Source organism: Pedobacter sp. UYP30, from assembly GCF_040547165.1.
Classification (GTDB): domain Bacteria; phylum Bacteroidota; class Bacteroidia; order Sphingobacteriales; family Sphingobacteriaceae; genus Pedobacter.
In genome coordinates, this window is record NZ_JBEPPD010000015.1 from 81,126 (window position 1) to 102,338 (window position 21,213).

Consider the following 21,213-nt stretch of genomic DNA (forward strand, 5'->3'; position numbering starts at 1 on the left):
TTATTTTGGGTTTACCACTACCTTGATGTATGGTTGCAATTCTCTGTCAACATTGTCCTTAATCAATTCGTCTATTCTCGCTTTTGATGCTTCATTTGGTACTTCCCATCTGGTAATTGTGCCATGCTCCTGTGCTATTCTTGCTTGGGTTTCAGCATCTTTAACGGCAGAATCAAACTTAGCTCCAGTTTTTGGTGGATAGCCGTTGTTCCAGTCTTTGTAATCTATAAACTCTTTCGTGTTAGGGTCGTAGTCATCAAAATTCTTCTTGCCACTTTTCATGTTCTTGGTCTCCACCTGATATTCTGACTTGGTGCCAGATTTATCACCTCTATCGACAGGAGTTTTTACCCAATAGCCAGGGTTATTAGATTTTCTGAGCACTTCATTTAGAGTCTCTTTCATCGCATCCACCTCTACCATACCCTCAAACCGTACAACCTTATTTAGCTGATATACATCCTTAATCATGGCAATACATCCGTCATAATCTGCATAGGTTTGATAATTTAAATCACTTGGAGGATTGGGAATATCTACTAACCATTTATCTTGGTTTTCCCATGCAAATTGAATGCACCTATTATTGCCATCTACAATTCCAAAAAAATTATTTTCTTCGTCTGTTAGGTTGTAGAAAATATCTAAAGTATATGGTAAATCTGCTTCCCTAGGGTTGTACGTGTCAATGCCTTCATCTGTGTAATAGTCGTGATAGTATATTTTCATTTTAATAGCAAAGCTTTTATTATTTTTTGTTTGGCTTTTATAGCATCACCTGTAATAGTGCCATCATCTATCCTTTCCTGCATTCCAAATTTTCGTTTTAATAAATCTTGAATGACGATGATAATCATAGCCAACGTTTCCACATTATTTTCTCGTACAATGGCTGCATATAGATAGGGCAAAATATCTTCTGCAGTAGCCTTTTTCTTAAACCAAATTTGTCGCATAGCAGTTGCAGCATAACCCCTCAATTCATCATCAGGTTCATTTAGTAGTCGTTCGTTTAGGATCGGTAGATTTTCTTTACTTCCCACCCAACCAACAACTATAATACAGCGATAACGAATATCCCTGATTTCCGATTTGATGTTTTGGATAGCATAAGGTAAGATTTTTGTAGAACGAATATTCCCAAGCAACTGTACAACATCCGCTTTTAATGAAACGTCTTTTTCTGCAGCTAGCTTTTGCAATAAAAAAGCTTCAATTATTTCTTTTGGTCGCTCTTTAAATGCTGCTCTAACGTCATAGTATAAATCCTTGTTCCCCCTTAATTTTAACAATGAGTAGTGATACTGCAACATTTCAATTATATTAGAACTCAATAACATGGATTTCATTTTTAGAGTAATTTCTAATGGAATAAAGTCATTGTTTTCAGAAATAATTTTCTTTACTAAGTTTTCGATTTCATTTATTTGTTCCATGTTATTAATTTTTCTTTGATTCTTTTATTAAATGAAAGGCATCTCCGCAACGAACATGGAGGTCTGTATGTTCACTTTTAGGTATGGTTTCCATATTCCCTGCTTTATCTAAATTTGCCTTTCCCTCCAGAGTAGCTGACATTGCAAGTGGTTTTTTATGATGTACTTCGTATCCTTCCGGTACATTCTTCCCTTTAGTATCTTTTATAAATTGCCTTGCATCGTCACTCAGTCTACTATTAGGGTCGCCTTCATCTCTCAATAATGCCTTTTTTCGTTCGCTCATGCTTCTTCTATACTTTGCACTTGGCTTTGCATTAGGGTCTGTTACAAATTTTTTGGTTTTGGCATCTCTTAGTTTTCCTGTTGGCGTTCTCTCAGTTCCTATTGGGTCTTTTACCTTCGAAGAGCCATCCTCAATTATAACGGTTATTTTTCTCCCTAAACCGGTGGCCGCCAAATCTTCTGCCAAAATACCCAATCCCTTGCCAATTATTTTTCCGCCCAGCAATGCCGCCGCATCGCCAACCAGTACCCAACCGTTTGCTTTTGTTGGCTCTACCGCAAAGGCGGTGGCATCTAGCGCTATCCCCACTTCAAAAGATACTGCGGCCACTTCCATACATTCGCCGGCGGCGGCCAATAAAAATGGGGTCGCCACTGCACCCACGCCCGTAAAGGCACATGCCACTGCAGCCACCCCCAGCACAACGCCGCCAATAAATGCCCACATAGATACCTCTTTGGCTACATCTGCCGCTTTATGAATGCCTTCTGCCGCCAAATGGGCATCTGCCGCACCTCTGCTTATGTGTATAATGGCTTTGCCCGTCTTCGCGCAAAGGCATTGGCTGCAATCAAGCAATGGTTTAAAATAGGTAATTGTTGTACCGCCGTCAAAAACATCCAGCCATTGTACGGGCTGGGGTATGCAAGCAGAACCATCAATGCTGCAGGTACCGAAGGACTGTATATTTACCATTGGCACCAAATCTGCCTCGGTACCATAATCTTCACCGTACAGCTTTACCGTTTTTGGTGTAGAGATAAACTGGCTCGTTGTAGAGCCTTTGTCGCAGGTGAGCCATACGCCGCTCGGTACATATTTTTCTCCGGCCATGGTGTTAGTTCTGCACGGTTAGTTTGTTGGAAACTTCGCTCATATAAATGCCCGCTACCTCGGTGCGCAAGAGTTGGCTCGCTTTTACCAGCCAGCCATCTTCTTGCCCAACACAATAGTTTTCCTCGCACAAAAATTGGAGTGTTGTATCTGCCTTTATATCATCTGTCATTGTTTTAATCAGCGTAGCAAATTCCCCCTTTTTAAATTCATCTTCATTGATAGATGAATGGATAGATTTTATCTCGAGCAACTTAATGGAATCATATTTTGTTGGGTTGGCTAATAACGACCATTTATTAGGCTTTGGAGCTATCTCCTTGGTGGTTGTTATTTCTGTTACCTTATTTGTTATTTTTATTGGCAAACTGATGTTGGCAAAATAGTTATCGAGTGTTTTGTAAAGGTCGTAGGTTTCGCCCAAATCCCTGTCGTAAATTCCTGCAAATAAAATACCATAAATGCCTTTGTTCTCTATCGTAACCTCTAGTTCTCCCGCCGATTTAAGCTTAAGTTCAAAAGCATTAAAAAATTCGAAGGCATTTGGCTTTTCTTTATGTTTCTCTATCAACAAAGGCTTTAACTGTGTCCATTTGGCCAATACCTCATCAATATTTAATACTTCTTGTATGCAGCCAAAATTGTCTGTTTGTAAGACTAGTTTATCGGTAACGGTGTTAATGTCTTCGAAGAGCTGGTTCAGTTCGTCTTTCGCAGTTTGCTTAAAGGAAAGAACATCTATTTGAATTATGTAACCTTCACATTCGTAGAGGTCGTTGTTGCTATAAATATTTGTGCCCAACAGCGTCTGTTTGACTATCGTTGTGGTATTGTTCTCGAAATACATTTTCTGCACCCGCAATTTCGTACGCGTCTCCAAACAGTAAATTCGTTCTTTTACAGTGTCTTTTAAATCAATAACAATTGGTGTCGGTTGTTGTACCATAGGGCTGGCTTTTAAAGTTGATTGTAGTTTCGTTTACTGCTATTTCATATTACTGCTTTTGTTTAAAGTGCTTTGCCCTGTCTTATATATAATGTCTCAAATCTCATATCTTCTTAAAAAAACTAAAAACTCTTAAAACCAATTAAATTTCTTACTTCTCTAATGGTATTTTGAGCACTTTCTCTTGCTTTTAATGCGCCATGTCTGGCCACTTGTTTAAGGTATGCATCGTCTTGCGCTATGTTTGTAATGCGTTCTCGCATAGGCGCCGTTGCAATAATCATGTCTTCTGCCAATTGCTTTTTAAAATCGCCATACCGAATTTGCATCTTGTCGTACAAATCAGAAAAGTGCTTGTGTGTATCTTCACTAGAGACTACCTTCATTAAATCGAAAAGGTTTTGGATGGGCTCTGGTTTTGCCTGAAATTCTGCTGTCGGGCCACCATCACTCACCGCCCTCATTACCTTTTTGCGAATTACCTCAGGACCATCAGATAAATAAACGGCGTTTCCTTCTCCCTCAGATTTTCCCATTTTGCCTTTTCCATCTAGCCCTGGTACTTTTACCAAGCTTTTTGAGAAGTTGAAAGCATATGGTTCTGGGAAATATGCTGTGTTATACAGACGATTAAATCGATTTCCAAACGTGCGAGCCATTTCTAAATGTTGCTCTTGATCTTTTCCTACTGGTACTTTTGTAGCTTTGTGAATCAGAATATCGGCAGCCATTAATACCGGATAGGTTAGCAACCCCGCATTTACGTTATCTGGATTTGCGCGAACCTTATCTTTAAAAGAAGTGCTTCGTTCTAGCTCGCCCATGTAGGCGTTCATATTTAAATAGAGGTACAGTTCTGCCACCTCGGGCACATCACTCTGTATATAAATGGTGCTGTTTTCGGGGTCTATGCCACTTGCCAAATATTCTACCAAAACATGTTTTACATGTCCATGCAGATCTCCTGGTGTTGGGTGTGTGGTAAGCGAATGTAAGTCGGCGATGAAAAAGTAGCAATTAAAATCATTTTGCATCTCTACAAAATTCTTTATCGCACCGTAATAATTGCCCAAATGTAGCCTTCCTGTAGAACGTATGCCGCTTACAACCGTTTCTTTCATCATGCCCCGAAATTAAAAATAAAATATGAGCAAAGGTAGCAAAATGGAAATTTTAGCAGTTTTGATGTTTAATTGATTTTTGAATTTAATTTTTCTGGCTCTTTTGCATCATTAAATTTAATAGTTTTGCAATTGGTTTTTACAAACACAAGTAAAATTTTTGCAAAAACTATTTGTTCGCGAGATTTATGCGTTAACGATCGTCGCGGCATCCTTTTCCAGGTCTTTTCTGCCGGGAAAAGATATAGCAAAGAGCGTGTAAAAACGCCCAAAAAATAAGAGTGTTAAATTACGATTATAAATAAGAGGGTTAAATTACGATTATAAATCTATACTATTGGTAACACATATTGTACAGCATAATACATTTTAAAGAATGGTTATTTTTTTTAGAAAATTACATCGGTTATGGTTTCTGTTTTGGCTTATTTTCTTTTTCGTTCTACTTTATCCATTTTATTACCTCAGCTCGCGAAGTAGTAAATACTATCCTATTTTAAATGTGCTAAGAACCATTAATTGCGTTTGCAGTTGTGTGCTATCTGGCATATTTTTTTCGATTGAGTTAGAAACAGCTTTAAATAAAGATCAAACTTATATCTACTGTGCAAACCATAGTTCTAATTTAGACATCATGGTTCTTTGCATCATTGCCAAGGGGAATTTTCATTTTATGGGCAAAGAAGAGCTGCTAAATAGCCCCATATTGGGCATATTTTTTAGAACGATTGACATTACGGTTAAACGCGATAGTAAAATTTCTGCATTTCGAGCGTTTAAAAAAGCAGAAGAAAACTTAGAAAAAGGAATGAGCTTAATTATTTTTCCTGAGGGCGGTATAGAAGAGGAATATCCGCCTCAACTTTCGCCATTTAAGAATGGACCTTTTCGTTTGGCTATTGATAAAAGCATACCTTTAGTGCCTATAAGTCTTGGCAACTTGTGGCAATTGATGTGGGATGACGGTAAAAAGCATGGAACTAGGCCAGGAATTTGCGATATTTACATACACGCCCCAATTAACACAGACAAATTGAAGTTGGAAGAGGCTGATGATTTAAAAGAAAAGGTTTTTGAGCTTATAAACAGCAAGTTAAATTACACATGATATTAGACGAAAATACCATCCACAAAATAGCCGATTTGGCAAGAATAGAAATTGCTGATGATAAAGTGGAAAAGCTTATTCCGGAAATGAATAAAATTCTTTCGTTTATGGAGAAGCTAAATGAATTAGATACCAGCAACGTAGCGCCGCTTGTTTATATGACGGAAACTGAGAATGTTTGGCGAGAAGATGTGGTAAAACAAGAGATTACAACCGCAGGTGGTTTAAAGAATGCGGCAAAGCAAAATGGGAGTTATTTTATGGTTCCTAAAATTATAGAAAGATAATTGGCGTTAAATAAGTTTTTGTGCGTGTAACAAGTACAGCTATTTAGAAGTCTTAAAATTAAAACGGAATGCAAGATCCACTTATAAAAATACAAGAAATTGGCCGTAAATATGTAATAGGGACAGAAGTGATCCATGCACTAAAATCGGTTACCTTACAAATAAACAAAGGTGAGTTTGTGGCGCTGATGGGCCCTTCTGGTTCGGGTAAATCTACCTTGATGAATATTCTTGGCTGTTTAGATACGCCAACGGCTGGCACGTACATTTTAAATGGCATTAATGTAAGCCACATGACGGATGACGCTTTGGCGGAGGTTAGGAATCAGGAAATCGGTTTTGTGTTTCAAACCTTTAATCTTTTACCACGCTCTACTTCGTTAGATAATGTTGCGCTTCCATTAATTTATGCTGGCGCTAGTAAGAAAGACCGAGATGCAAGGGCGAAACAAGCGCTTGAAAACGTGGGTTTGGGCAATAGAATGGAACATAAGCCTAATGAGCTTTCTGGCGGGCAAAGGCAGCGCGTTGCGGTGGCCAGAGCGCTTATAAACAATCCTTCTATCATACTTGCAGATGAGCCAACAGGAAATTTGGATACCAAGACATCGGTAGAAATTATGAGTTTGCTGGAAGAAATACACGATAAAGGCAATACCATTATTTTGGTAACACACGAGGAAGACATTGCCCAGCATGCGCATAGGATCGTGCGTATGCGAGATGGTTTGATAGAAAGCGATGACCCGAACATAGATATTAAATCTGTTTCGCCAAGATTAGAAGCTTTAAAAGCGAGCGGCAGCGATTGGGAGAATATTAAATAGCAGGCGTTAGCTTCTACATTGGGGAATTTTTATCTGATGGAATTATGAAAATTTATACAAAAACCGGTGACAAAGGCACTACTGCGTTAATTGGTGGAACGAGGGTGCCCAAATCTCACCTCCGCATAGAGGCCTACGGCACTATAGACGAGTTAAACTCATACATAGGACTAATTGGCGTTCAGGAAATAGATGTGCATTACAAAGGCTTATTAAAAGAGATCCAAGATAGGTTGTTTACCATTGGAGCTTCTCTAGCAGCCGATCCCGAGAAAAGTAAGATGAAAATTCCTGATCTTTTAGATGCGGATGTTGTTTTGCTAGAGACAGAAATGGACGAGATGACCGGCAGGTTGCCTGCTTTAAAGCATTTTGTTTTACCAGGGGGAAACAACATAGTGGCATTTTGCCATATTGCGCGGTGTGTTTGCAGGCGGGCAGAGCGATTAAGTGTCCAATTGGCCGAAACAAGTTTTGTAGATGAAAAGGTAACCATCTATTTAAATCGATTGAGTGATTTCCTATTCGTTCTCTCAAGAAAAATCACTCAAGATTTTAATGTTGAAGAGAACATTTGGATACCGAGAAAATAAATTCAAAATAAGTTTGCTTTGCTCGATTATTTTGATATTATTTGCGAAATATTTGAAAACCGCATTAAATTGATTTAAGATATGTATTGGACATTAGAATTGGCATCGCACTTGGAAGACGCTCCATGGCCTGCAACTAAAGATGAGTTAATAGATTATGGCATCCGATCCGGAGCGCCCGTAGAGGTGATAGAAAATCTTCAAGCCCTAGAAGATGACGGCGAACCTTATGAAACTATTGAGGAGATTTGGCCAGATTATCCTACAAAAGAAGATTTCTTCTTTAATGAAGATGAGTATTAATTAATCTTTAAAATTTTTTTAAAGCCTTTATTTAAACAATAGGGGCTTTTTTTTACGTCAACATTACATTTTGAAAACAAAAAATGCCAACAGGTGTTAACTCTCTATAAAAATTACTTTAAACTTAAAAAACTAAAAATTATGGGAAATTTATTGTATTTGGTCGCAGTCGTACTTGTTATTTTATGGGTGATAGGATTTATCTTTCACGGCTTTGGTGACGTGGGCGGAATAATACACGTTTTATTAGTATTGGCAGTTATTGCAATTTTACTTAAAGTGATAGGCAGAGCGGGCTAATTATATAAAGTAGTTCAACCAAGGGATGTCATTTTAATTTGGCACCTCTTGGTTAACTTTTTTTTCTTAAGCATAGTTCTGCTATCTCTATATCATTTATAAAAGTTATCTTTAAATTAGTTCGTTCTCCATCAACTAAAAAAATCTCAGCGCCATCTTTTTCAACCACGCTTGCATCGTCGGTAAATTCTGTGCTAAACTCTTGTTGGTATGCTTTTTTTAACAAAACTGAACTGAAAACTTGTGGAGTTTGGACCAGAAAAATTTCATCTCTATTTAAACTGAGAGAAGTGTTTTCTACCTTCCTTCTAACGCTCTCGTTGGCCATAACAGCCGGAATAGCATTGCCAAACCTCTCGGCAGCGTTAAAACAAGCATCTATCAAATTTGCAGACACCAAAGGCCTTACGCCATCATGTACGGCTATAAGCCCTTCATTGCTTATGTTAGCAAGTGCATTTTTAACAGAATGAAAACGTTCTTTGCCGCCAGCAACTAGAATATGCGGCGTTTCGAATTTGTAGGTACAACATAGCCCTCTCCAATAAGTATGGAAGCTGTTATGGAGAACTAGAAGAATTGTAGGCTGAGATTTACTCCCTGCAAATGCCTTAATGGTGTGCATTAGTACCGGCAACCCTTTCAACAATAAAAACTGTTTTGGTAAATCCGTTTTCATTCGCTTGCCAGATCCACCGGCAACAATTATTGCATAGTTTTTCATCTAAAATAGTATTCTAACCCAATTATTTTTTTTTAGGTCTGAATTCTTGCTCCTTAATTCTTGCTAATTGCTACGTGACACATGCTACCTGCTACTATATTATAAGCATGGCATCTCCGTAGCTGTAAAATTTATATTTTTCTTTTACGGCAACTTCATAAGCGTTCATTATATTTTCATACCCACCAAAAGCGCTTACCATCATCAACAAAGTAGATTCTGGCGTATGGAAATTGGTAATCATCGAATTAGCAATGTTAAATTCGTAAGGAGGGAAGATAAATTTACTTGTCCAATCGTTGGCCGGCTTTAACCTCCTGCCGGCAGATACTGCAGATTCTATAGACCGCATAGAAGTAGTACCTACGGCGCATATCCTGCGTTTTTCTTCAATGGCCTTGTTAACCATGTCGGCATCTTTCTGCTCGATGATGAATTGCTCAGAATCCATTTTATGTTTGGTAAGATCTTCAACCTCTACAGTCCTAAACGTGCCTAAGCCAACGTGCAAAGTTACCTCTGCAAAGTTTATACCTTTAAGCTCTAGTCTTTTCATCAGCTCCCTACTAAAGTGTAAACCTGCTGTTGGTGCAGCTACAGCGCCCTCGTGTTTAGCAAAAATGGTTTGATAACGTTCTTTATCTTCGGGGGTTGCCTTACGTTTGATGTATTTTGGTAGTGGAGTTTCTCCTAAAATTTCAACGTTTTTTCTAAACTCCTCATCTGTACCATCAAATAGAAAACGAATGGTACGTCCACGAGAGGTTGTATTGTCAACTACTTCTGCAACCAACAAGTCGTTATCACCAAAATAGAGTTTGTTACCTACTCTAATTTTACGAGCTGGATCTACCAGAACATCCCATAAACGCAATTCTTTATTTAGCTCACGCAACAAAAAGACTTCAATAGTTGCCCCTGTTTTTTCTTTATTGCCGTATAAGCGCGCCGGAAAAACTTTTGTATTGTTTAAAATCATAACGTCTTGATCATCAAAGTAACCTAAAACGTCTTTAAAAATTTTATGTTCTATCTTGCCACTGTCTTTGTGTAAAACCATTAATCGGGCTTCATCCCTGTGTTCTGATGGTTTTTCTGCAATTAAAGACTCTGGTAAGTTAAATTTGAATTGTGATAATTTCATGCTTGATGCAAATTTTTTGAGGTGCAAAAATACAAATTTAAAATTTGTTTTGTTATTTATAGCAACGTATTTTGGTTTAATTTGTTCTGATTGTTTTGTTTAGCTTAAATAAACTCTTTTTTTGTGCAGTGGCAAATCATAATTTGTTGGTTGCAAATCTCGCATTCTGGTGTAACTTTTTAGTAATTTAGCAATCTAAAGTTTAATTATGATAATTTTTAGGTTAATTGGCGAAAGTGTTCGCTTTGCTTTTGATGCTTTGAGGCAGAATAAAATGCGCACCATTTTATCGCTATTGGCCATAACAATAGGAATTTTTACCATCATTGCAGTTTTTTCTGCGGTAGATAGCTTTAGGGCAAAGTTACAATCTAGCGTAGATAAGTTGGGCACAAACACCTTATACATTCAAAAATGGCCTTGGGCTTTTGGTGGTAATTATCCTTGGTGGAAGTATGTGAACCGTCCGCAACCATCTGAGCGGGATTTTGATGCCTTAAGAGCTCGTTTAGAATACGCCGACGGCATCACCTATCAAATGTCTACAAACAACCGTACTATAAAATACCGCAGTAGTTCGGTAGAGGGGGCTAACGTAGATGCCGTTTCTCAAGATTTTGATAAAACCTGGAATTTTGAGTTGGAAGACGGTAGATATTTTACCCAACTTGAAAGCGATAATGGTTCGCCTGTTTGCTTATTGGGTGCCGAAATTGCGACTGGGCTTTTTGGCGGAGATGAACCAATTGGCAAACAAGTTAGCGTTTTAGGCAGACGGTTAACCGTGATAGGTATTTTTAAAAAGGAGGGCGAAGATATGCTCGGCACTTCTTTAGACAATAACGTAACCATCCCCATAAATTTTGCTAAAGGAGTTTTAGACGTGCAAAGCGACAGATACGACCCACAGATAACCGTTCGGGGTAGTGCAAAAGTTTCGCTAGAAGAAGTAGAGAGTGAGCTGCATGGGCTAATGAGGTCTATACGTAGAATAAAACCTGGCGAAGAAGACAACTTTGCTTTAAATAAGACCACCATTTTGTCCAATCAATTAAATAAATTGTTTGATATGGTAAATATTGCAGGTTGGATTATAGGTGGTTTTTCAATTTTAGTTGGGGGTTTTAGCATCGCCAACATCATGTTTGTATCGGTTAAAGAGCGAACCAACATCATTGGCATTCAAAAATCGCTTGGTGCAAAGCGGTACTTTATTTTGTTGCAGTTTATTTTCGAGTCTATTTCTCTTTGTATTTTGGGAGGAATTTTAGGACTGGTGCTTGTTTATATTTTAACAAAGATAATAAGCGCCGTGGCCGATTTCGATATTGTACTCGGCTTTAATAATATTGCTTTGGGTATCGGTATTTCTGTAATTATCGGCACTATTTCAGGCTTTTGGCCAGCTTATGCTGCATCCAGATTGGATCCGGTAGAGGCAATAAGAAGTTAAATCATCAGCTATGCTTTCAATGGATTAGAAGTAATTAGTTTTATTGGCAAAAGCCTACAAAAAGACAAAATCCCTTTTCAACCTAAATTGAAAAGGGATTTTCTATTTCTCAGTCTCAGCCTTTAGCTCAATTTAGCCAGCGCTTCTTTAATTCTTTTTAGTGCTTCAACCAGTTTATCATCTGCGGCAGCATAAGATAAGCGTATGTAATTGTTATTTCCGAAAGAATCTCCACCTACTGTTGCTACATGCCCAACATTTAACAAATAGAGAGCTAGGTCTGATGAATCTTTGATTACATTACCTTCAGCATCTTTTTTACCAAAAAACGAGCTAATTTCTGGGAAGAAATAAAATGCGCCATCTGGTAAATTCGTTTTTACGCCTGGTATTTCATTCAGTAAATTATACACCAATCCTCGGCGACGCAAGAAAGCTTCTTTCATTTTTTCTACAGTCTCCAGCCCTTGCTCGTAAGCCACAATACCTGCGCGTTGCGCAATAGAACAAGTTCCAGAAGTAGTTTGTCCTTGTAGTTTATCGTTTGCTGCGGCAATTTCTTTGTTTGCAGCCAAGTAACCAAGTCTCCAGCCTGTCATGGCAAAAGCCTTAGAAAAACCGTTTACAATAATTACGCGGTCTTTAATGTTTTCAAATTGTGCTATAGATTCGTGTTTATCAACAAAATTAATGTGCTCATAAATTTCGTCAGAGAGGATAAAAATATTCGGATGTTTTTCGAATACCTTAGCTAAAGCGGCAAGTTCGGCTCTAGTGTAAACCGTTCCTGTTGGATTACAAGGAGAAGAAAACATAAAAAGTTTGGTCTTCGGTGTGATGGCGGCTTCCAACTGGGTAGGGGTAATTTTAAAATTACTTGCAATATCGGTATTGATAAAAACAGATTTACCTTCTGCAAGCACTACCATTTCTGAGTAAGAAACCCAATAAGGAGTAGGAATAATTACCTCATCTCCTGGATTTATGAGCGTTAAAATTACGTTAGAAAGCGATTGTTTCGCACCTGTGGAAACCACAATCTGAGAAATATCATAATCTAAATTATTTTCCTCTTTCAGTTTCTTTACAATGGCTTGGCGTAAATCTGGATAGCCGGGAACTGGAGAATATCTTGTAAAATTCTCGTCTAACGCAGTTTTCGCTGCATTTTTAACATGCTCTGGCGTATTGAAATCTGGTTCGCCAACACTCAAACTAATAATGTTAATGCCTTTTGAGGCAAGTTCTCTGCCCAATTTTGTCATTTTTAGTGTGGCAGATTCTGATAGGTTGTTTATTCTTTGCGATAAAATGCTCATGTTTAAATACTTTGAACGCAAATATATAAACCAAATGGTTTATAAGCCAAAAAAGGCTGGCTTTTTATAAATTAATTTGGCTGATAACCGTACTTTTGGAAAAAAATTGGTTTGGAGATAAAGAAAAAGGCTATAATTATTTCTTTGGGTTTGAGCATCGTGCTGATGCTGGCCAAGTTTGCCGCGTACTTTCTTACCGATAGTAATGCCATTTTTAGCGACGCGGCAGAAAGTGTGGTAAATGTTATCGCTGCCAGCTTTGCTTTCTATAGCATTTACCTAACCAGTCGTCCTAAAGACGAAAACCATCCTTATGGACATGGAAAAATAGAGTTTTTCTCGTCTTTTTTAGAGGGTGTTCTGGTGCTTCTCGCTGGTTTGGTAATTATTATTAAAGCGGGATATAATTTTATTTATCCACAAACGGTGTCGCAGCTCTATCTCGGTACTGTAATTATCGCCATTACCGGATTTGCAAATCTATTGATGGGGTTGTACCTTATAAAAATAGGGACCGCAGAAAAGTCGATTACGCTAAAGGCTGATGGCAAGCATTTGTTAACAGATACCTACACCAGTTTAGCTGTGGTAACTGGTTTGCTACTTGTGCAGTTTACCGGGTTAGTTTGGTTAGATAGTTTGTGCGCAGGTTTATTGGCGTTTTATATTGTTTATGTGGGCTACAAACTCATTCGGAGTTCGGTTGCGGGCTTGATGGATGAAAGTGATGTCTTGTTGGTTTCTCAGCTGTCAAATACCCTTCAACAAAATAGGCAAAGTGCTTGGATAGATGTTCATAACCTCCGAACACAGCAATATGGCGCCGATTTGCATATAGATTGCCATGTAACTTTGCCTTATTATTTCGAGTTAACGGAAGTACATCAACAAATTTCTGACTTTGATGAACTGATAAATAAAAGCAACATAGGAAAGGCCGAATTATTTGTCCATGCAGATCCTTGTTTACCCCAATGTTGCCACTATTGTCATATAGAAAATTGTCCAGTTCGGTCAGAAGCATTTAAAAAGGAAATTATTTGGACACCAGAACTCATTGTAAAAAACAACAAACACTTCTCTAATGAGCTACTTTAATGTTCGTGTTTATGGCTTGCTGATTAATGAAAGCAATGAAGTGCTGATCAGCGATGAAGAGGAGTACGGCTTTAAATTCAGCAAATTTCCTGGTGGTGGACTAGAGTTTGGAGAGGGAACAATCGACGGTTTAAAACGCGAGTTTGTAGAAGAATGTGCCATAGCAATAGAAGTGCTGAGCCATTTTTACACAACAGATTTTTTTGAAAAATCGCATTTTAATGGCAGTCAGGTGATTAGCATTTATTATCTCGTAAAGGAAATTACGCCACTAAAACTTGCATTTAAAACAAAAATATTCGACTTTGATACCGAAGGTGAGATAAAACAAGCTTTTAGATGGAAAAAAATAGATAAATTAAACATAGAGGAGCTAACCTTTAAAACCGATAAGACCGTAGGCGCGTTGTTAAAAACGTATTCTGAAAATTTAAATTAGAAAAGATAAAAAACCATGAGCAGCCATTTACCATCAACAGAAGAAAACAAAAGTTTAGTAGAGAGAGATAAGAAGGTTATTTGGCATCCATACACGCAAATGAAGAATGCGCTGCCACACATTCCGATAGTTAGGGGAGAGGGAGCGCACATTTTTGACGAAGACGGAAAGCGATATATAGATGCGGTTTCTAGCTGGTGGGTAAACATACATGGGCATGCACATCCATATATAGCCGAAAAAGTTTCAGCACAATTAGCTATTTTAGAGCAGGTTATTTTTGCTGGATTTACCCATGAACCAGCAGTTAGATTAGCCGAACGCTTACTTCCGTTGCTGCCAGGCAAACAGGATAAGGTATTCTACACCGACAATGGCTCTACTGCTGTAGAAGTAGCGCTAAAGATGTGTTTGCAATATTTTAACAACATTGAGAAACCAAAAACCAAAATTTTAGCGTTTAAAAATGCTTATCACGGCGATACTTTTGGTGCTATGAGTGTAAGCGGGCGAAGTATTTTTACCGACGCTTTTAATGGACTATTATTCGATGTTGAGTTTATCGATTTGCCTAACGCAGCTAATATCTCAAAACTCACATCTCACATCTCACATCTCAAATCAGAACTCGCCTGCTTTATCTTCGAACCACTAATTCTCGGTTCTGGAGGCATGCTGATGTACGAAGCCGAATATTTAGACCAGCTTGTTGCATGCTGCCAAGAAAATGACATTCTGACCATAGCAGATGAAGTAATGACCGGATTCGGTCGTACCGGAACATTTTTTGCCTGCGAGAGATTAGCGCATAAACCCGATATTTTTTGCCTTAGCAAAGGCCTTACTGGTGGAACAATGCCTTTGGGTGTTACCACGTGCAGCAACAAAATTTTCGATGCATTTTTAAGTGAGGATAAAGTAAAAACGCTCTATCACGGCCATTCTTTTACAGCAAATCCTTTATCTTGTGTTGCATCTTTGGCAAGTTTAGATATTCTCTTAGATCCTAAAACCATGCAAAACATTAAGAGGATAGAGGCTAGTCACGCAAAATTTGCAGAAGAAATTCGCGGTCATAAAAGAATTAAGGAGCTTAGGCAAACGGGTACCATAATTGCCATAGAATGGAAGACAGAAACCGGAACTTCTTACCTTAGCGAATTAAGAAATAAGTTATACAACTATTTCTTAGGCAAGGGTATTGTACTCCGTCCATTGGGAAACATTATTTATATAATGCCTCCGTATGTTATAAGCAATGAAGATTTGCGTGAGGTGTACGATGCAATAAAAATGGCGCTCGATGAATGCTGAGTTTTGGCTACAGCAAACAGGTATTCCGAAATTTAATTATTAATATGCTTTAAAACTAGTCTGTAGGGTTAACGTTAATTCTGCTCATGAAAAAATATAAAAGGAGCAGTTTTTTATGGTTAAATATAAAAAACTGCTCTAAGAATATTATCCCAAAGCAATCTTGTTTGCATCCATATAAATCGCATTCCAGCGATGCCCATCTAAATCTATAAAGCCAAATCCATAAATAAATCCGCCATCATCGTTCGGGTAAGCATAAATCGTTCCTCCAGCATCTTCTACTTTTTGAAGCAACTCATCGATAGCATCTTTACTTTCTGCATCGATAGAGAGGAGCACTTCGCTACCATTATCTGTATTCGAAATACTTGTTCCAACAAAACCTTCAAATATCGGTTGTTCGAACAACATCATTACAAAATTGCTCTCGCCAATGCAAAAGGAAGCAGAATCGGGTCGACTGCCATATTCTAAATTAAGTTTGAAACCTATTGCTGTAAAAAATTCCTTAGATTTTTCTGCGCTTTTAACAGGAAGGTTAAGCCAAATGGATTTTGTCATATAAACGGTTCTGATGTAGGTGCTTTTGTTATTTGTAGCGTAATTATTAGAAATTAAAACAAAGAAAATTAGTGTTCTGCAACATATTTATCTGCAAGTTGTTTTGGCGCGACTTCGCAATAAGATTGTGTTAAGGCCTTGTTAATAAGCACTTCTTCTACAAACTTTAGTTCGAAGATGGTCCAGCCTTGTTTGCCCCAACCCGCAGGTGCGGCATATATAGCAGAAGGATCCAAATCGCTATATTTAATTTGGTTTTCAGTAGACAATCTAAGTATTGCCTTAAAATTCTGCGTGTTTAAGGTGGCAAAAATCTTATCTTCTACCTTAAAGGATGTTTTCTCTGCTTGTGTGTCTTCAATTACGCTCTCAAAAGAGTTTGCAATGTTTTTAAAGTGTTTTACTTGTGGCATATTTATAATTTAAGCAACTTTTGTGGATGTTGCGCTGCATGATTTAAAATAAGATTTACAATGTAATCATTGCTATTGTATAACGAAAGTTTTTCCCTAAAATTGGGTAGCCCTGCTTCTACTTCGGTTTTGTTAGATAGATAACCCATACCAAAAAACTTACCGTGTTCTACAACCAAACAACTGCATTCGTCTACATTTCTTCCCTCGTCTAGCAGGGCAAAGTTAGGTTGATTTTTTTTAATATCCTCTAATGCGTTTTGCACCCTGCGATTATACACCGAAACGGTCTCTATTTCGCTGCACAAGCCAAAACATTGTCCAATTAAATGTGTGCTGCAAGATGTAGCTGGTTTTTGTAGGTGGCAAAGTTTGCCGCAAAGCTGATAATTGTCTATTAGAAATGTGATGAAGTTAAAACCTTCTAATAAGTTGTTAAAAGAATGTACCGCCTTATAGTTTTTTTTATGTTTGTCTATCGCTAAACGCAAATAACCTTTTTGATCTTCGAAAACACAAAGGTCATACTTAGGTTCGTAGCGTTTCATAGCCTTGTTGTTAGTTGGCCAAAGACGTTTAATTTCATTAGCTTCTAAAATTAAAGCCATCAGTTCAGTTCCACAAACTGTGTGTTCGATGTAGAAAATCTCTCTAAGAAAATCTTGACGCTGCTTATTTGTTCTGTTGCCCGTAAAATGGCTAGTAATTCTTTTCTTTATACTCTTGGCTTTTCCAACATAGATTATTTTACCTTTTTTATCTTTAAAGTAATACACACCTGGCCTATCTGGTAGGTTTAAAATTACTTTCCTATCTAAGTTTGGTGGCAGTGCCTGTTCCTTCGAGGTTTTTTTCAGCATTTCAGCAATAATTCCTTCTTGATCGTATTGCAATAAAGAATTAAACAAAATACTCGTTGCATCAGCATCTCCCGCAGCTCTGTGCCTGTTATTTAATGGAATGTTTAGCGAATTGCAAAGTTTACCAAGGCTGTAAGATGGTTTTCCGGGAAAAACTTTTCTGCTTAACCGTACAGTACAAAGCTTTTTACACTGTAAATCATAGCCTGCCTCTGCTAAGTGGTGCTTTAAAAAAGAATAGTCGAAGTTTACGTTATGGGCTACAAAAACTTTGTTAGTCAATAATTCAAAAATTTTTGCAGCTACTTTAGAAAAGGTTGGTGCATTAACCAACATGTTCTGGTCTATTCCCGTTAATGCCGTGATGTAAATAGGTATATAACGTTCGGGGTTTATCAGGGTAGAAAATCTTTCCACCACCTCGCTATCGTCGTGGATATTTATGGCTACTTCGGTTATGCCACTTGCCGAAGCATGGCCACCTGTGGTTTCAATATCAACAACTGCGTACAACATCTAGCATAAAATCTTTTCGAAACAAAGCTATGCTAAAATAATTAGTAAAAAAAGAAAATGTTAGATTTTTATATCGCTTTTAACTTTCCACTTTGGTCTTTCCGCTTTGGTCTTTCAGCTTTAGCCTTTCAGCTTTAGCCTTTCAGCTCAGCTTTGGTCTTTAAGCTTCAGCCTACAATTTACTCAATAACTTGCTTAAGTTTGGTTTTATCCCAACCATAATCGGCACCGCACTAAAAACCCTATTTTGAATTTTACTAAAGCCATACATATAGCTAGCCTCAATAAATAAATTTGCACCGCCAATGTTATATTCTATCCCTGCGCCACCCTCTGCAATGCCAAGTGTGTTTGTTTTATTGCTTAAAGTAACCTGAGAGTTAGCAGAATTAACTGCAGACTGTGGTGTAAGAATAAAACCGCCACCTGCGCCTGCGAAACCATAAAACGCCCATTTTTCTACAATTTTCCTATATCCTAATGCCATGTTAAGCAAGTAAGTTGTAGATTTTCCTTTTTCTAAATTATAGGTAAAGCCAGCATCGGGCGTGATTTGGTTAAAACCGAAGGAATGTAAACTAACCTTTGGATATAAGAATAAACCTCCATTACCAAGACCAAGATTTAAACCCAATGCGGTAGAGAATTTTGGTGTTAAAAAATCGTTGGTCTCGCCCACCGGAAAAGAAAACCCTATACCGCTCATGGTGTACAGTTTATCTACACGTTGCGCAGAAACTTTAAGGCTAGAAGCAAAAATTGCAGCGCCTGTAAGTAGAAGTATTTTTACTTTCATGTTTGTATGATTTAGTGCTTTTAACAAATTTTAACATAAAAAGTTTCTTTTTTTTCCATGTCAGAAAATCTTAACTAAAGCCAAATGTAGTGGTATTTATTAAAATTATTGTGAAACATAAACTTTACTTAGTTTAATGCGCTAAATATGGTTTTTTAGTTTATTTTTGTTTAGATATTTTATAAAAAATGTAAACAAAATATGAACTATAATATATCAGATTTAGAGAAACTATCTGGCATTCAGTCTCATACTATTAGGGTTTGGGAACGTAGGTATAAGATATTAAAACCATTACGTACTCTAGGAAACACACGTAAGTACGATGATGACGAGTTGAAGAAGCTTCTAAGTATCGCCACACTAAATAAATCTGGCTTAAAAATTTCTAAAATTTCTAAACTTTCTCCGGCTGATTTAAACAAACTTATTTCCCGCGCAGAAAAGTCGGAAGTTAATCAGAGTGGCTTTGATCTGATTATTGCGCAGGTATTAAACCATGTGTTTGATTTTGATGAGCAAAAGGTTGAAATATTATTAAATAGGGCTATCCAAAAATTTGGATTGATAGAATGTTATAAAAACATCATGTATCCCTTGCTGGTTAGGTTGGGTTTTATGTGGCTAAAACATAATATCTGCCCATCTAACGAGCATTTTTTAGTAAACATTTTGAGGCAAAAGATTATAGCCGAAACAGATGCCATTCCAGTTGTAAAGGATTTTCGAAAAACTTGGCTCTTGTTCCTTCCTGAGCAAGAAGACCACGATGTTGGGTTACTTTTTGCGAAATATTTATTAAAAAAGGCTGGTCAAAAAGTAATTTATCTCGGGGGCAAAGTACCGTTGCCTGATATAGCTCACATTGTGAAAACTATTTCTATAGATTGTGTATTGTTGTTTATGATAAAATCAAGGAATAGCAACGAAGCGCAAAATTACTTTGATAAATTAATTGAACACTGTGAGGGCTTACCTTTATATGTAGCAGGTAATAAAGAAGTTTTAGAGCATGTAGAAAAACCTTTAGGCGTAACCTGGTTAAAAACTGTAAATCAATTTGAAGAATGTATTAACAATTTTGTAGTGTTATGAAAACGATATACGACCAACTAGCTGCCGATTGCAGTAAAATGACTACCCAGAGATATAGCACAAGTTTTGCGTTTGGTATTTATTTTTTGAACAAAGATCTGCGTTCGCCTATTTACGCAATTTATGGCTTTGTAAGGTTAGCAGACGAAATTGTAGATACTTTCCATAATTTCGATAAGCCTTATTTGCTTAGAAAATTTAAAGAAGACACTTTCGAGGCTATTGAGCAAGGCATTAGTTTAAATCCCATGTTGCATGCTTTTCAACACGTTGTAAATTACTATAAAATAGATCACAAGCTAATCAATCAATTTCTTAAAAGCATGGAGATGGATTTAGAAAAGCAAGAGTATACCACTGCGCTGTATGAAGAATATATCTTAGGTTCGGCAGAAGTGGTTGGGCTAATGTGTTTAAAAGTTTTTACAAAAGGCGACGATAAAGAGTATGACCGACTTAAACCTTACGCCATGAAATTAGGCGCAGCTTTTCAAAAGATAAATTTTTTGAGGGATGTAAAAGCCGATCATCAAGAGTTGAGTAGGAATTATTTTCCAAACGTAAATTTGGCAGCTTTTTGCGACAGGCAAAAACACGAAATAGAAAAGGAAATTAAAGGAGATTTAGAAGTTGCTTTACAAGGGATAAAAATGCTGCCGGTAGAATCTAGAAACGGTGTTTACTTGGCTTACGTATACTATCAAAAGCTTTTTAATAAAATACAACGCCTGTCTGCAGAGCGTATTATGGTCGAGCGCATTAGAATTCCAAATAGAATTAAAATTGGTTTGATGCTAGATTCTATGATAAGACATAAATTAAATGTTATTTGATCGTAAAAACAGATAAGGCATAATGAACCAACAGATAATTTTGGTAGATGAGAACGATTGTGAAATTGGCGAAATGGAAAAAATGGCCGTTCATGAAAGTGGTGTGCTACACAGGGCTTTCTCTGTATTTATTTTTAACAGCGAAAACCAGTTGCTACTTCAAAGGCGCGCTTTTGATAAGTACCATTGTGGCGGTCTTTGGACCAATACGTGTTGCAGCCACCCAGGTGTTGGCGAAGACAATGCTTTGGCCGCAGACAGACGGTTAATGGAAGAAATGGGTATTTTTTGCAAACTCGAACATAAATTTTTCTTTAAATATTATGCAAGTTTCGAAAATGGGTTGAAAGAGCATGAAATCGACCATGTTTTTTTTGGATTTACAAACCAGATACCAATTTTAAATCTTGAAGAAGCCGCCGATTATAGGTATTTATCGTTAGAAGAGCTAAGCTTAGATATAGATGAAAAACCCGCTTTATATACGCCTTGGTTAAAGATCTGCCTTTCTAAAGTAATTGAATTTAAAAATCTTGTTAAATAAAAAACGGGAATGCAACCTAAGTCACACTCCCGCATCTAAATTAACGCTCTCGGAATCAAA

General features: G+C 37.4%; 25 protein-coding genes. 13 read left to right on the forward strand and 12 right to left on the reverse strand.

What is annotated here, in order from left to right:
- The 5 genes from ABIB40_RS15545 to trpS form a co-directional block, all read right to left on the reverse strand.
- Complete coding sequence (locus ABIB40_RS15545) at window positions 1-729, reverse strand: hypothetical protein (RefSeq protein ID WP_354360305.1); 729 nt, start codon at window positions 727-729, stop codon at window positions 1-3.
- Complete coding sequence (locus ABIB40_RS15550) at window positions 726-1,436, reverse strand: HEAT repeat domain-containing protein (protein WP_354360306.1); 711 nt, start codon at window positions 1,434-1,436, stop codon at window positions 726-728. Before ABIB40_RS15550 ends, ABIB40_RS15545 begins: the two co-directional genes overlap by 4 nt.
- 4 nt (window positions 1,437-1,440) lie before the next feature.
- A complete protein-coding gene (locus ABIB40_RS15555; RefSeq protein ID WP_354360307.1) occupies window positions 1,441-2,556 on the reverse strand; it encodes a PAAR-like protein in 1,116 nt (371 codons plus the stop codon).
- A 4-nt stretch (window positions 2,557-2,560) separates the two neighbouring features.
- On the reverse strand, window positions 2,561-3,502 hold the full coding sequence (locus tag ABIB40_RS15560) for a hypothetical protein (RefSeq protein WP_354360308.1): 942 nt from the start codon (window positions 3,500-3,502) through the stop codon (window positions 2,561-2,563).
- A 122-nt stretch (window positions 3,503-3,624) separates the two neighbouring features.
- Entirely contained in the window at window positions 3,625-4,623 is a 999-nt protein-coding gene (gene trpS / locus ABIB40_RS15565; protein ID WP_354360338.1) for a tryptophan--tRNA ligase, read from the reverse strand.
- 376 nt (window positions 4,624-4,999) lie between these two features.
- Between trpS and ABIB40_RS15570 the strand changes: the two genes are divergently transcribed.
- From ABIB40_RS15570 to ABIB40_RS15595, 6 genes are all read left to right on the forward strand, one after another.
- Complete coding sequence (locus tag ABIB40_RS15570) at window positions 5,000-5,731, forward strand: lysophospholipid acyltransferase family protein (protein ID WP_354360309.1); 732 nt, start codon at window positions 5,000-5,002, stop codon at window positions 5,729-5,731.
- The gene (gatC, locus tag ABIB40_RS15575) at window positions 5,728-6,018 is read left to right on the forward strand and encodes an Asp-tRNA(Asn)/Glu-tRNA(Gln) amidotransferase subunit GatC (protein ID WP_354360310.1); all 291 of its coding nucleotides are present in this window, start codon (window positions 5,728-5,730) and stop codon (window positions 6,016-6,018) included. Before ABIB40_RS15570 ends, gatC begins: the two co-directional genes overlap by 4 nt.
- Window positions 6,019-6,086: 68 nt before the next feature.
- A complete protein-coding gene (locus ABIB40_RS15580; RefSeq protein ID WP_354360311.1) occupies window positions 6,087-6,845 on the forward strand; it encodes an ABC transporter ATP-binding protein in 759 nt (252 codons plus the stop codon).
- 44 nt (window positions 6,846-6,889) lie between these two features.
- Window positions 6,890-7,438 (forward strand): cob(I)yrinic acid a,c-diamide adenosyltransferase, encoded by a 549-nt coding sequence (locus ABIB40_RS15585; RefSeq protein WP_354360312.1) that lies wholly within the window; start codon window positions 6,890-6,892, stop codon window positions 7,436-7,438.
- 81 nt (window positions 7,439-7,519) lie between these two features.
- The gene (locus ABIB40_RS15590) at window positions 7,520-7,741 is read left to right on the forward strand and encodes a DUF2795 domain-containing protein (RefSeq protein WP_010603503.1); all 222 of its coding nucleotides are present in this window, start codon (window positions 7,520-7,522) and stop codon (window positions 7,739-7,741) included.
- 141 nt (window positions 7,742-7,882) lie between these two features.
- Entirely contained in the window at window positions 7,883-8,041 is a 159-nt protein-coding gene (locus tag ABIB40_RS15595) for a lmo0937 family membrane protein (RefSeq protein ID WP_354360313.1), read from the forward strand.
- Window positions 8,042-8,093: 52 nt separating this feature from the next.
- On the opposite strand, the gene ABIB40_RS15600 is transcribed toward ABIB40_RS15595, so the two are convergent.
- Window positions 8,094-8,765: a 2-C-methyl-D-erythritol 4-phosphate cytidylyltransferase gene (locus ABIB40_RS15600; RefSeq protein WP_354360314.1), complete on the reverse strand. Its 672-nt coding sequence runs from the start codon at window positions 8,763-8,765 to the stop codon at window positions 8,094-8,096.
- Between the two features lie 94 nt (window positions 8,766-8,859).
- Complete coding sequence (queA, locus tag ABIB40_RS15605; RefSeq protein ID WP_354360315.1) at window positions 8,860-9,909, reverse strand: tRNA preQ1(34) S-adenosylmethionine ribosyltransferase-isomerase QueA; 1,050 nt, start codon at window positions 9,907-9,909, stop codon at window positions 8,860-8,862.
- A gap of 208 nt (window positions 9,910-10,117) precedes the next feature.
- Here queA and ABIB40_RS15610 point away from each other — a divergent pair, with 208 nt between their 5' ends.
- Window positions 10,118-11,362 carry an ABC transporter permease gene (locus ABIB40_RS15610; protein WP_354360316.1) on the forward strand — a complete coding sequence of 415 codons (1,245 nt, stop codon included), beginning with the start codon at window positions 10,118-10,120 and terminating at the stop codon, window positions 11,360-11,362.
- Between the two features lie 122 nt (window positions 11,363-11,484).
- Here the strand turns inward: ABIB40_RS15610 and ABIB40_RS15615 are convergent, their stop codons facing one another.
- Complete coding sequence (locus ABIB40_RS15615) at window positions 11,485-12,681, reverse strand: pyridoxal phosphate-dependent aminotransferase (protein WP_354360317.1); 1,197 nt, start codon at window positions 12,679-12,681, stop codon at window positions 11,485-11,487.
- A gap of 111 nt (window positions 12,682-12,792) precedes the next feature.
- On the opposite strand from ABIB40_RS15615, the gene ABIB40_RS15620 reads away from it, so the two are divergent.
- From ABIB40_RS15620 to bioA, 3 genes are read left to right on the forward strand one after another with little or no spacing between them, the layout of a single operon-like run.
- Window positions 12,793-13,779: a cation diffusion facilitator family transporter gene (locus tag ABIB40_RS15620; RefSeq protein WP_354360318.1), complete on the forward strand. Its 987-nt coding sequence runs from the start codon at window positions 12,793-12,795 to the stop codon at window positions 13,777-13,779.
- Window positions 13,766-14,218 (forward strand): NUDIX domain-containing protein, encoded by a 453-nt coding sequence (locus ABIB40_RS15625; RefSeq protein ID WP_354360319.1) that lies wholly within the window; start codon window positions 13,766-13,768, stop codon window positions 14,216-14,218. The genes ABIB40_RS15620 and ABIB40_RS15625 overlap by 14 nt, the downstream gene beginning before the upstream one ends.
- Window positions 14,219-14,233: 15 nt before the next feature.
- Complete coding sequence (gene bioA / locus ABIB40_RS15630; protein WP_354360320.1) at window positions 14,234-15,532, forward strand: adenosylmethionine--8-amino-7-oxononanoate transaminase; 1,299 nt, start codon at window positions 14,234-14,236, stop codon at window positions 15,530-15,532.
- A gap of 147 nt (window positions 15,533-15,679) precedes the next feature.
- On the opposite strand, the gene ABIB40_RS15635 is transcribed toward bioA, so the two are convergent.
- The 4 genes from ABIB40_RS15635 to ABIB40_RS15650 form a co-directional block, all read right to left on the reverse strand.
- On the reverse strand, window positions 15,680-16,096 hold the full coding sequence (locus ABIB40_RS15635; protein WP_354360321.1) for a VOC family protein: 417 nt from the start codon (window positions 16,094-16,096) through the stop codon (window positions 15,680-15,682).
- A 68-nt stretch (window positions 16,097-16,164) separates the two neighbouring features.
- The gene (locus ABIB40_RS15640; RefSeq protein WP_354360322.1) at window positions 16,165-16,509 is read right to left on the reverse strand and encodes an MmcQ/YjbR family DNA-binding protein; all 345 of its coding nucleotides are present in this window, start codon (window positions 16,507-16,509) and stop codon (window positions 16,165-16,167) included.
- Window positions 16,510-16,511: 2 nt separating this feature from the next.
- Window positions 16,512-17,885 carry an exonuclease domain-containing protein gene (locus ABIB40_RS15645; RefSeq protein WP_354360323.1) on the reverse strand — a complete coding sequence of 458 codons (1,374 nt, stop codon included), beginning with the start codon at window positions 17,883-17,885 and terminating at the stop codon, window positions 16,512-16,514.
- A 172-nt stretch (window positions 17,886-18,057) separates the two neighbouring features.
- A complete protein-coding gene (locus ABIB40_RS15650; protein ID WP_354360324.1) occupies window positions 18,058-18,681 on the reverse strand; it encodes a hypothetical protein in 624 nt (207 codons plus the stop codon).
- Between the two features lie 201 nt (window positions 18,682-18,882).
- Between ABIB40_RS15650 and ABIB40_RS15655 the strand changes: the two genes are divergently transcribed.
- The 3 genes from ABIB40_RS15655 to idi are packed head-to-tail and all read left to right on the forward strand — an operon-like array spanning window position 18,883 to window position 21,153.
- Window positions 18,883-19,776 carry a MerR family transcriptional regulator gene (locus ABIB40_RS15655; RefSeq protein ID WP_354360325.1) on the forward strand — a complete coding sequence of 298 codons (894 nt, stop codon included), beginning with the start codon at window positions 18,883-18,885 and terminating at the stop codon, window positions 19,774-19,776.
- The gene (locus ABIB40_RS15660; RefSeq protein ID WP_354360326.1) at window positions 19,773-20,609 is read left to right on the forward strand and encodes a phytoene/squalene synthase family protein; all 837 of its coding nucleotides are present in this window, start codon (window positions 19,773-19,775) and stop codon (window positions 20,607-20,609) included. Before ABIB40_RS15655 ends, ABIB40_RS15660 begins: the two co-directional genes overlap by 4 nt.
- 22 nt (window positions 20,610-20,631) lie before the next feature.
- The gene (gene idi / locus ABIB40_RS15665; protein WP_354360327.1) at window positions 20,632-21,153 is read left to right on the forward strand and encodes an isopentenyl-diphosphate Delta-isomerase; all 522 of its coding nucleotides are present in this window, start codon (window positions 20,632-20,634) and stop codon (window positions 21,151-21,153) included.
- The last annotated feature ends 60 nt before the right edge of the window (window positions 21,154-21,213 follow it).

What these genes read in the sequence shown, in the direction of transcription:
- ABIB40_RS15545 (WP_354360305.1), bottom strand. Translation starts at nt 729, where the DNA reads ATGAAAATATACTATCACGACTATTACACAGATGAAGGCATTGACACG.
- ABIB40_RS15550 (WP_354360306.1), bottom strand. Translation starts at nt 1,436, where the DNA reads ATGGAACAAATAAATGAAATCGAAAACTTAGTAAAGAAAATTATTTCT.
- ABIB40_RS15555 (WP_354360307.1), bottom strand. Translation starts at nt 2,556, where the DNA reads ATGGCCGGAGAAAAATATGTACCGAGCGGCGTATGGCTCACCTGCGAC.
- ABIB40_RS15560 (WP_354360308.1), bottom strand. Translation starts at nt 3,502, where the DNA reads ATGGTACAACAACCGACACCAATTGTTATTGATTTAAAAGACACTGTA.
- trpS (WP_354360338.1), bottom strand. Translation starts at nt 4,623, where the DNA reads ATGAAAGAAACGGTTGTAAGCGGCATACGTTCTACAGGAAGGCTACAT.
- ABIB40_RS15570 (WP_354360309.1), top strand. Translation starts at nt 5,000, where the DNA reads ATGGTTATTTTTTTTAGAAAATTACATCGGTTATGGTTTCTGTTTTGG.
- gatC (WP_354360310.1), top strand. Translation starts at nt 5,728, where the DNA reads ATGATATTAGACGAAAATACCATCCACAAAATAGCCGATTTGGCAAGA.
- ABIB40_RS15580 (WP_354360311.1), top strand. Translation starts at nt 6,087, where the DNA reads ATGCAAGATCCACTTATAAAAATACAAGAAATTGGCCGTAAATATGTA.
- ABIB40_RS15585 (WP_354360312.1), top strand. Translation starts at nt 6,890, where the DNA reads ATGAAAATTTATACAAAAACCGGTGACAAAGGCACTACTGCGTTAATT.
- ABIB40_RS15590 (WP_010603503.1), top strand. Translation starts at nt 7,520, where the DNA reads ATGTATTGGACATTAGAATTGGCATCGCACTTGGAAGACGCTCCATGG.
- ABIB40_RS15595 (WP_354360313.1), top strand. Translation starts at nt 7,883, where the DNA reads ATGGGAAATTTATTGTATTTGGTCGCAGTCGTACTTGTTATTTTATGG.
- ABIB40_RS15600 (WP_354360314.1), bottom strand. Translation starts at nt 8,765, where the DNA reads ATGAAAAACTATGCAATAATTGTTGCCGGTGGATCTGGCAAGCGAATG.
- queA (WP_354360315.1), bottom strand. Translation starts at nt 9,909, where the DNA reads ATGAAATTATCACAATTCAAATTTAACTTACCAGAGTCTTTAATTGCA.
- ABIB40_RS15610 (WP_354360316.1), top strand. Translation starts at nt 10,118, where the DNA reads ATGATAATTTTTAGGTTAATTGGCGAAAGTGTTCGCTTTGCTTTTGAT.
- ABIB40_RS15615 (WP_354360317.1), bottom strand. Translation starts at nt 12,681, where the DNA reads ATGAGCATTTTATCGCAAAGAATAAACAACCTATCAGAATCTGCCACA.
- ABIB40_RS15625 (WP_354360319.1), top strand. Translation starts at nt 13,766, where the DNA reads ATGAGCTACTTTAATGTTCGTGTTTATGGCTTGCTGATTAATGAAAGC.
- bioA (WP_354360320.1), top strand. Translation starts at nt 14,234, where the DNA reads ATGAGCAGCCATTTACCATCAACAGAAGAAAACAAAAGTTTAGTAGAG.
- ABIB40_RS15635 (WP_354360321.1), bottom strand. Translation starts at nt 16,096, where the DNA reads ATGACAAAATCCATTTGGCTTAACCTTCCTGTTAAAAGCGCAGAAAAA.
- ABIB40_RS15640 (WP_354360322.1), bottom strand. Translation starts at nt 16,509, where the DNA reads ATGCCACAAGTAAAACACTTTAAAAACATTGCAAACTCTTTTGAGAGC.
- ABIB40_RS15645 (WP_354360323.1), bottom strand. Translation starts at nt 17,885, where the DNA reads ATGTTGTACGCAGTTGTTGATATTGAAACCACAGGTGGCCATGCTTCG.
- ABIB40_RS15650 (WP_354360324.1), bottom strand. Translation starts at nt 18,681, where the DNA reads ATGAAAGTAAAAATACTTCTACTTACAGGCGCTGCAATTTTTGCTTCT.
- ABIB40_RS15655 (WP_354360325.1), top strand. Translation starts at nt 18,883, where the DNA reads ATGAACTATAATATATCAGATTTAGAGAAACTATCTGGCATTCAGTCT.
- ABIB40_RS15660 (WP_354360326.1), top strand. Translation starts at nt 19,773, where the DNA reads ATGAAAACGATATACGACCAACTAGCTGCCGATTGCAGTAAAATGACT.
- idi (WP_354360327.1), top strand. Translation starts at nt 20,632, where the DNA reads ATGAACCAACAGATAATTTTGGTAGATGAGAACGATTGTGAAATTGGC.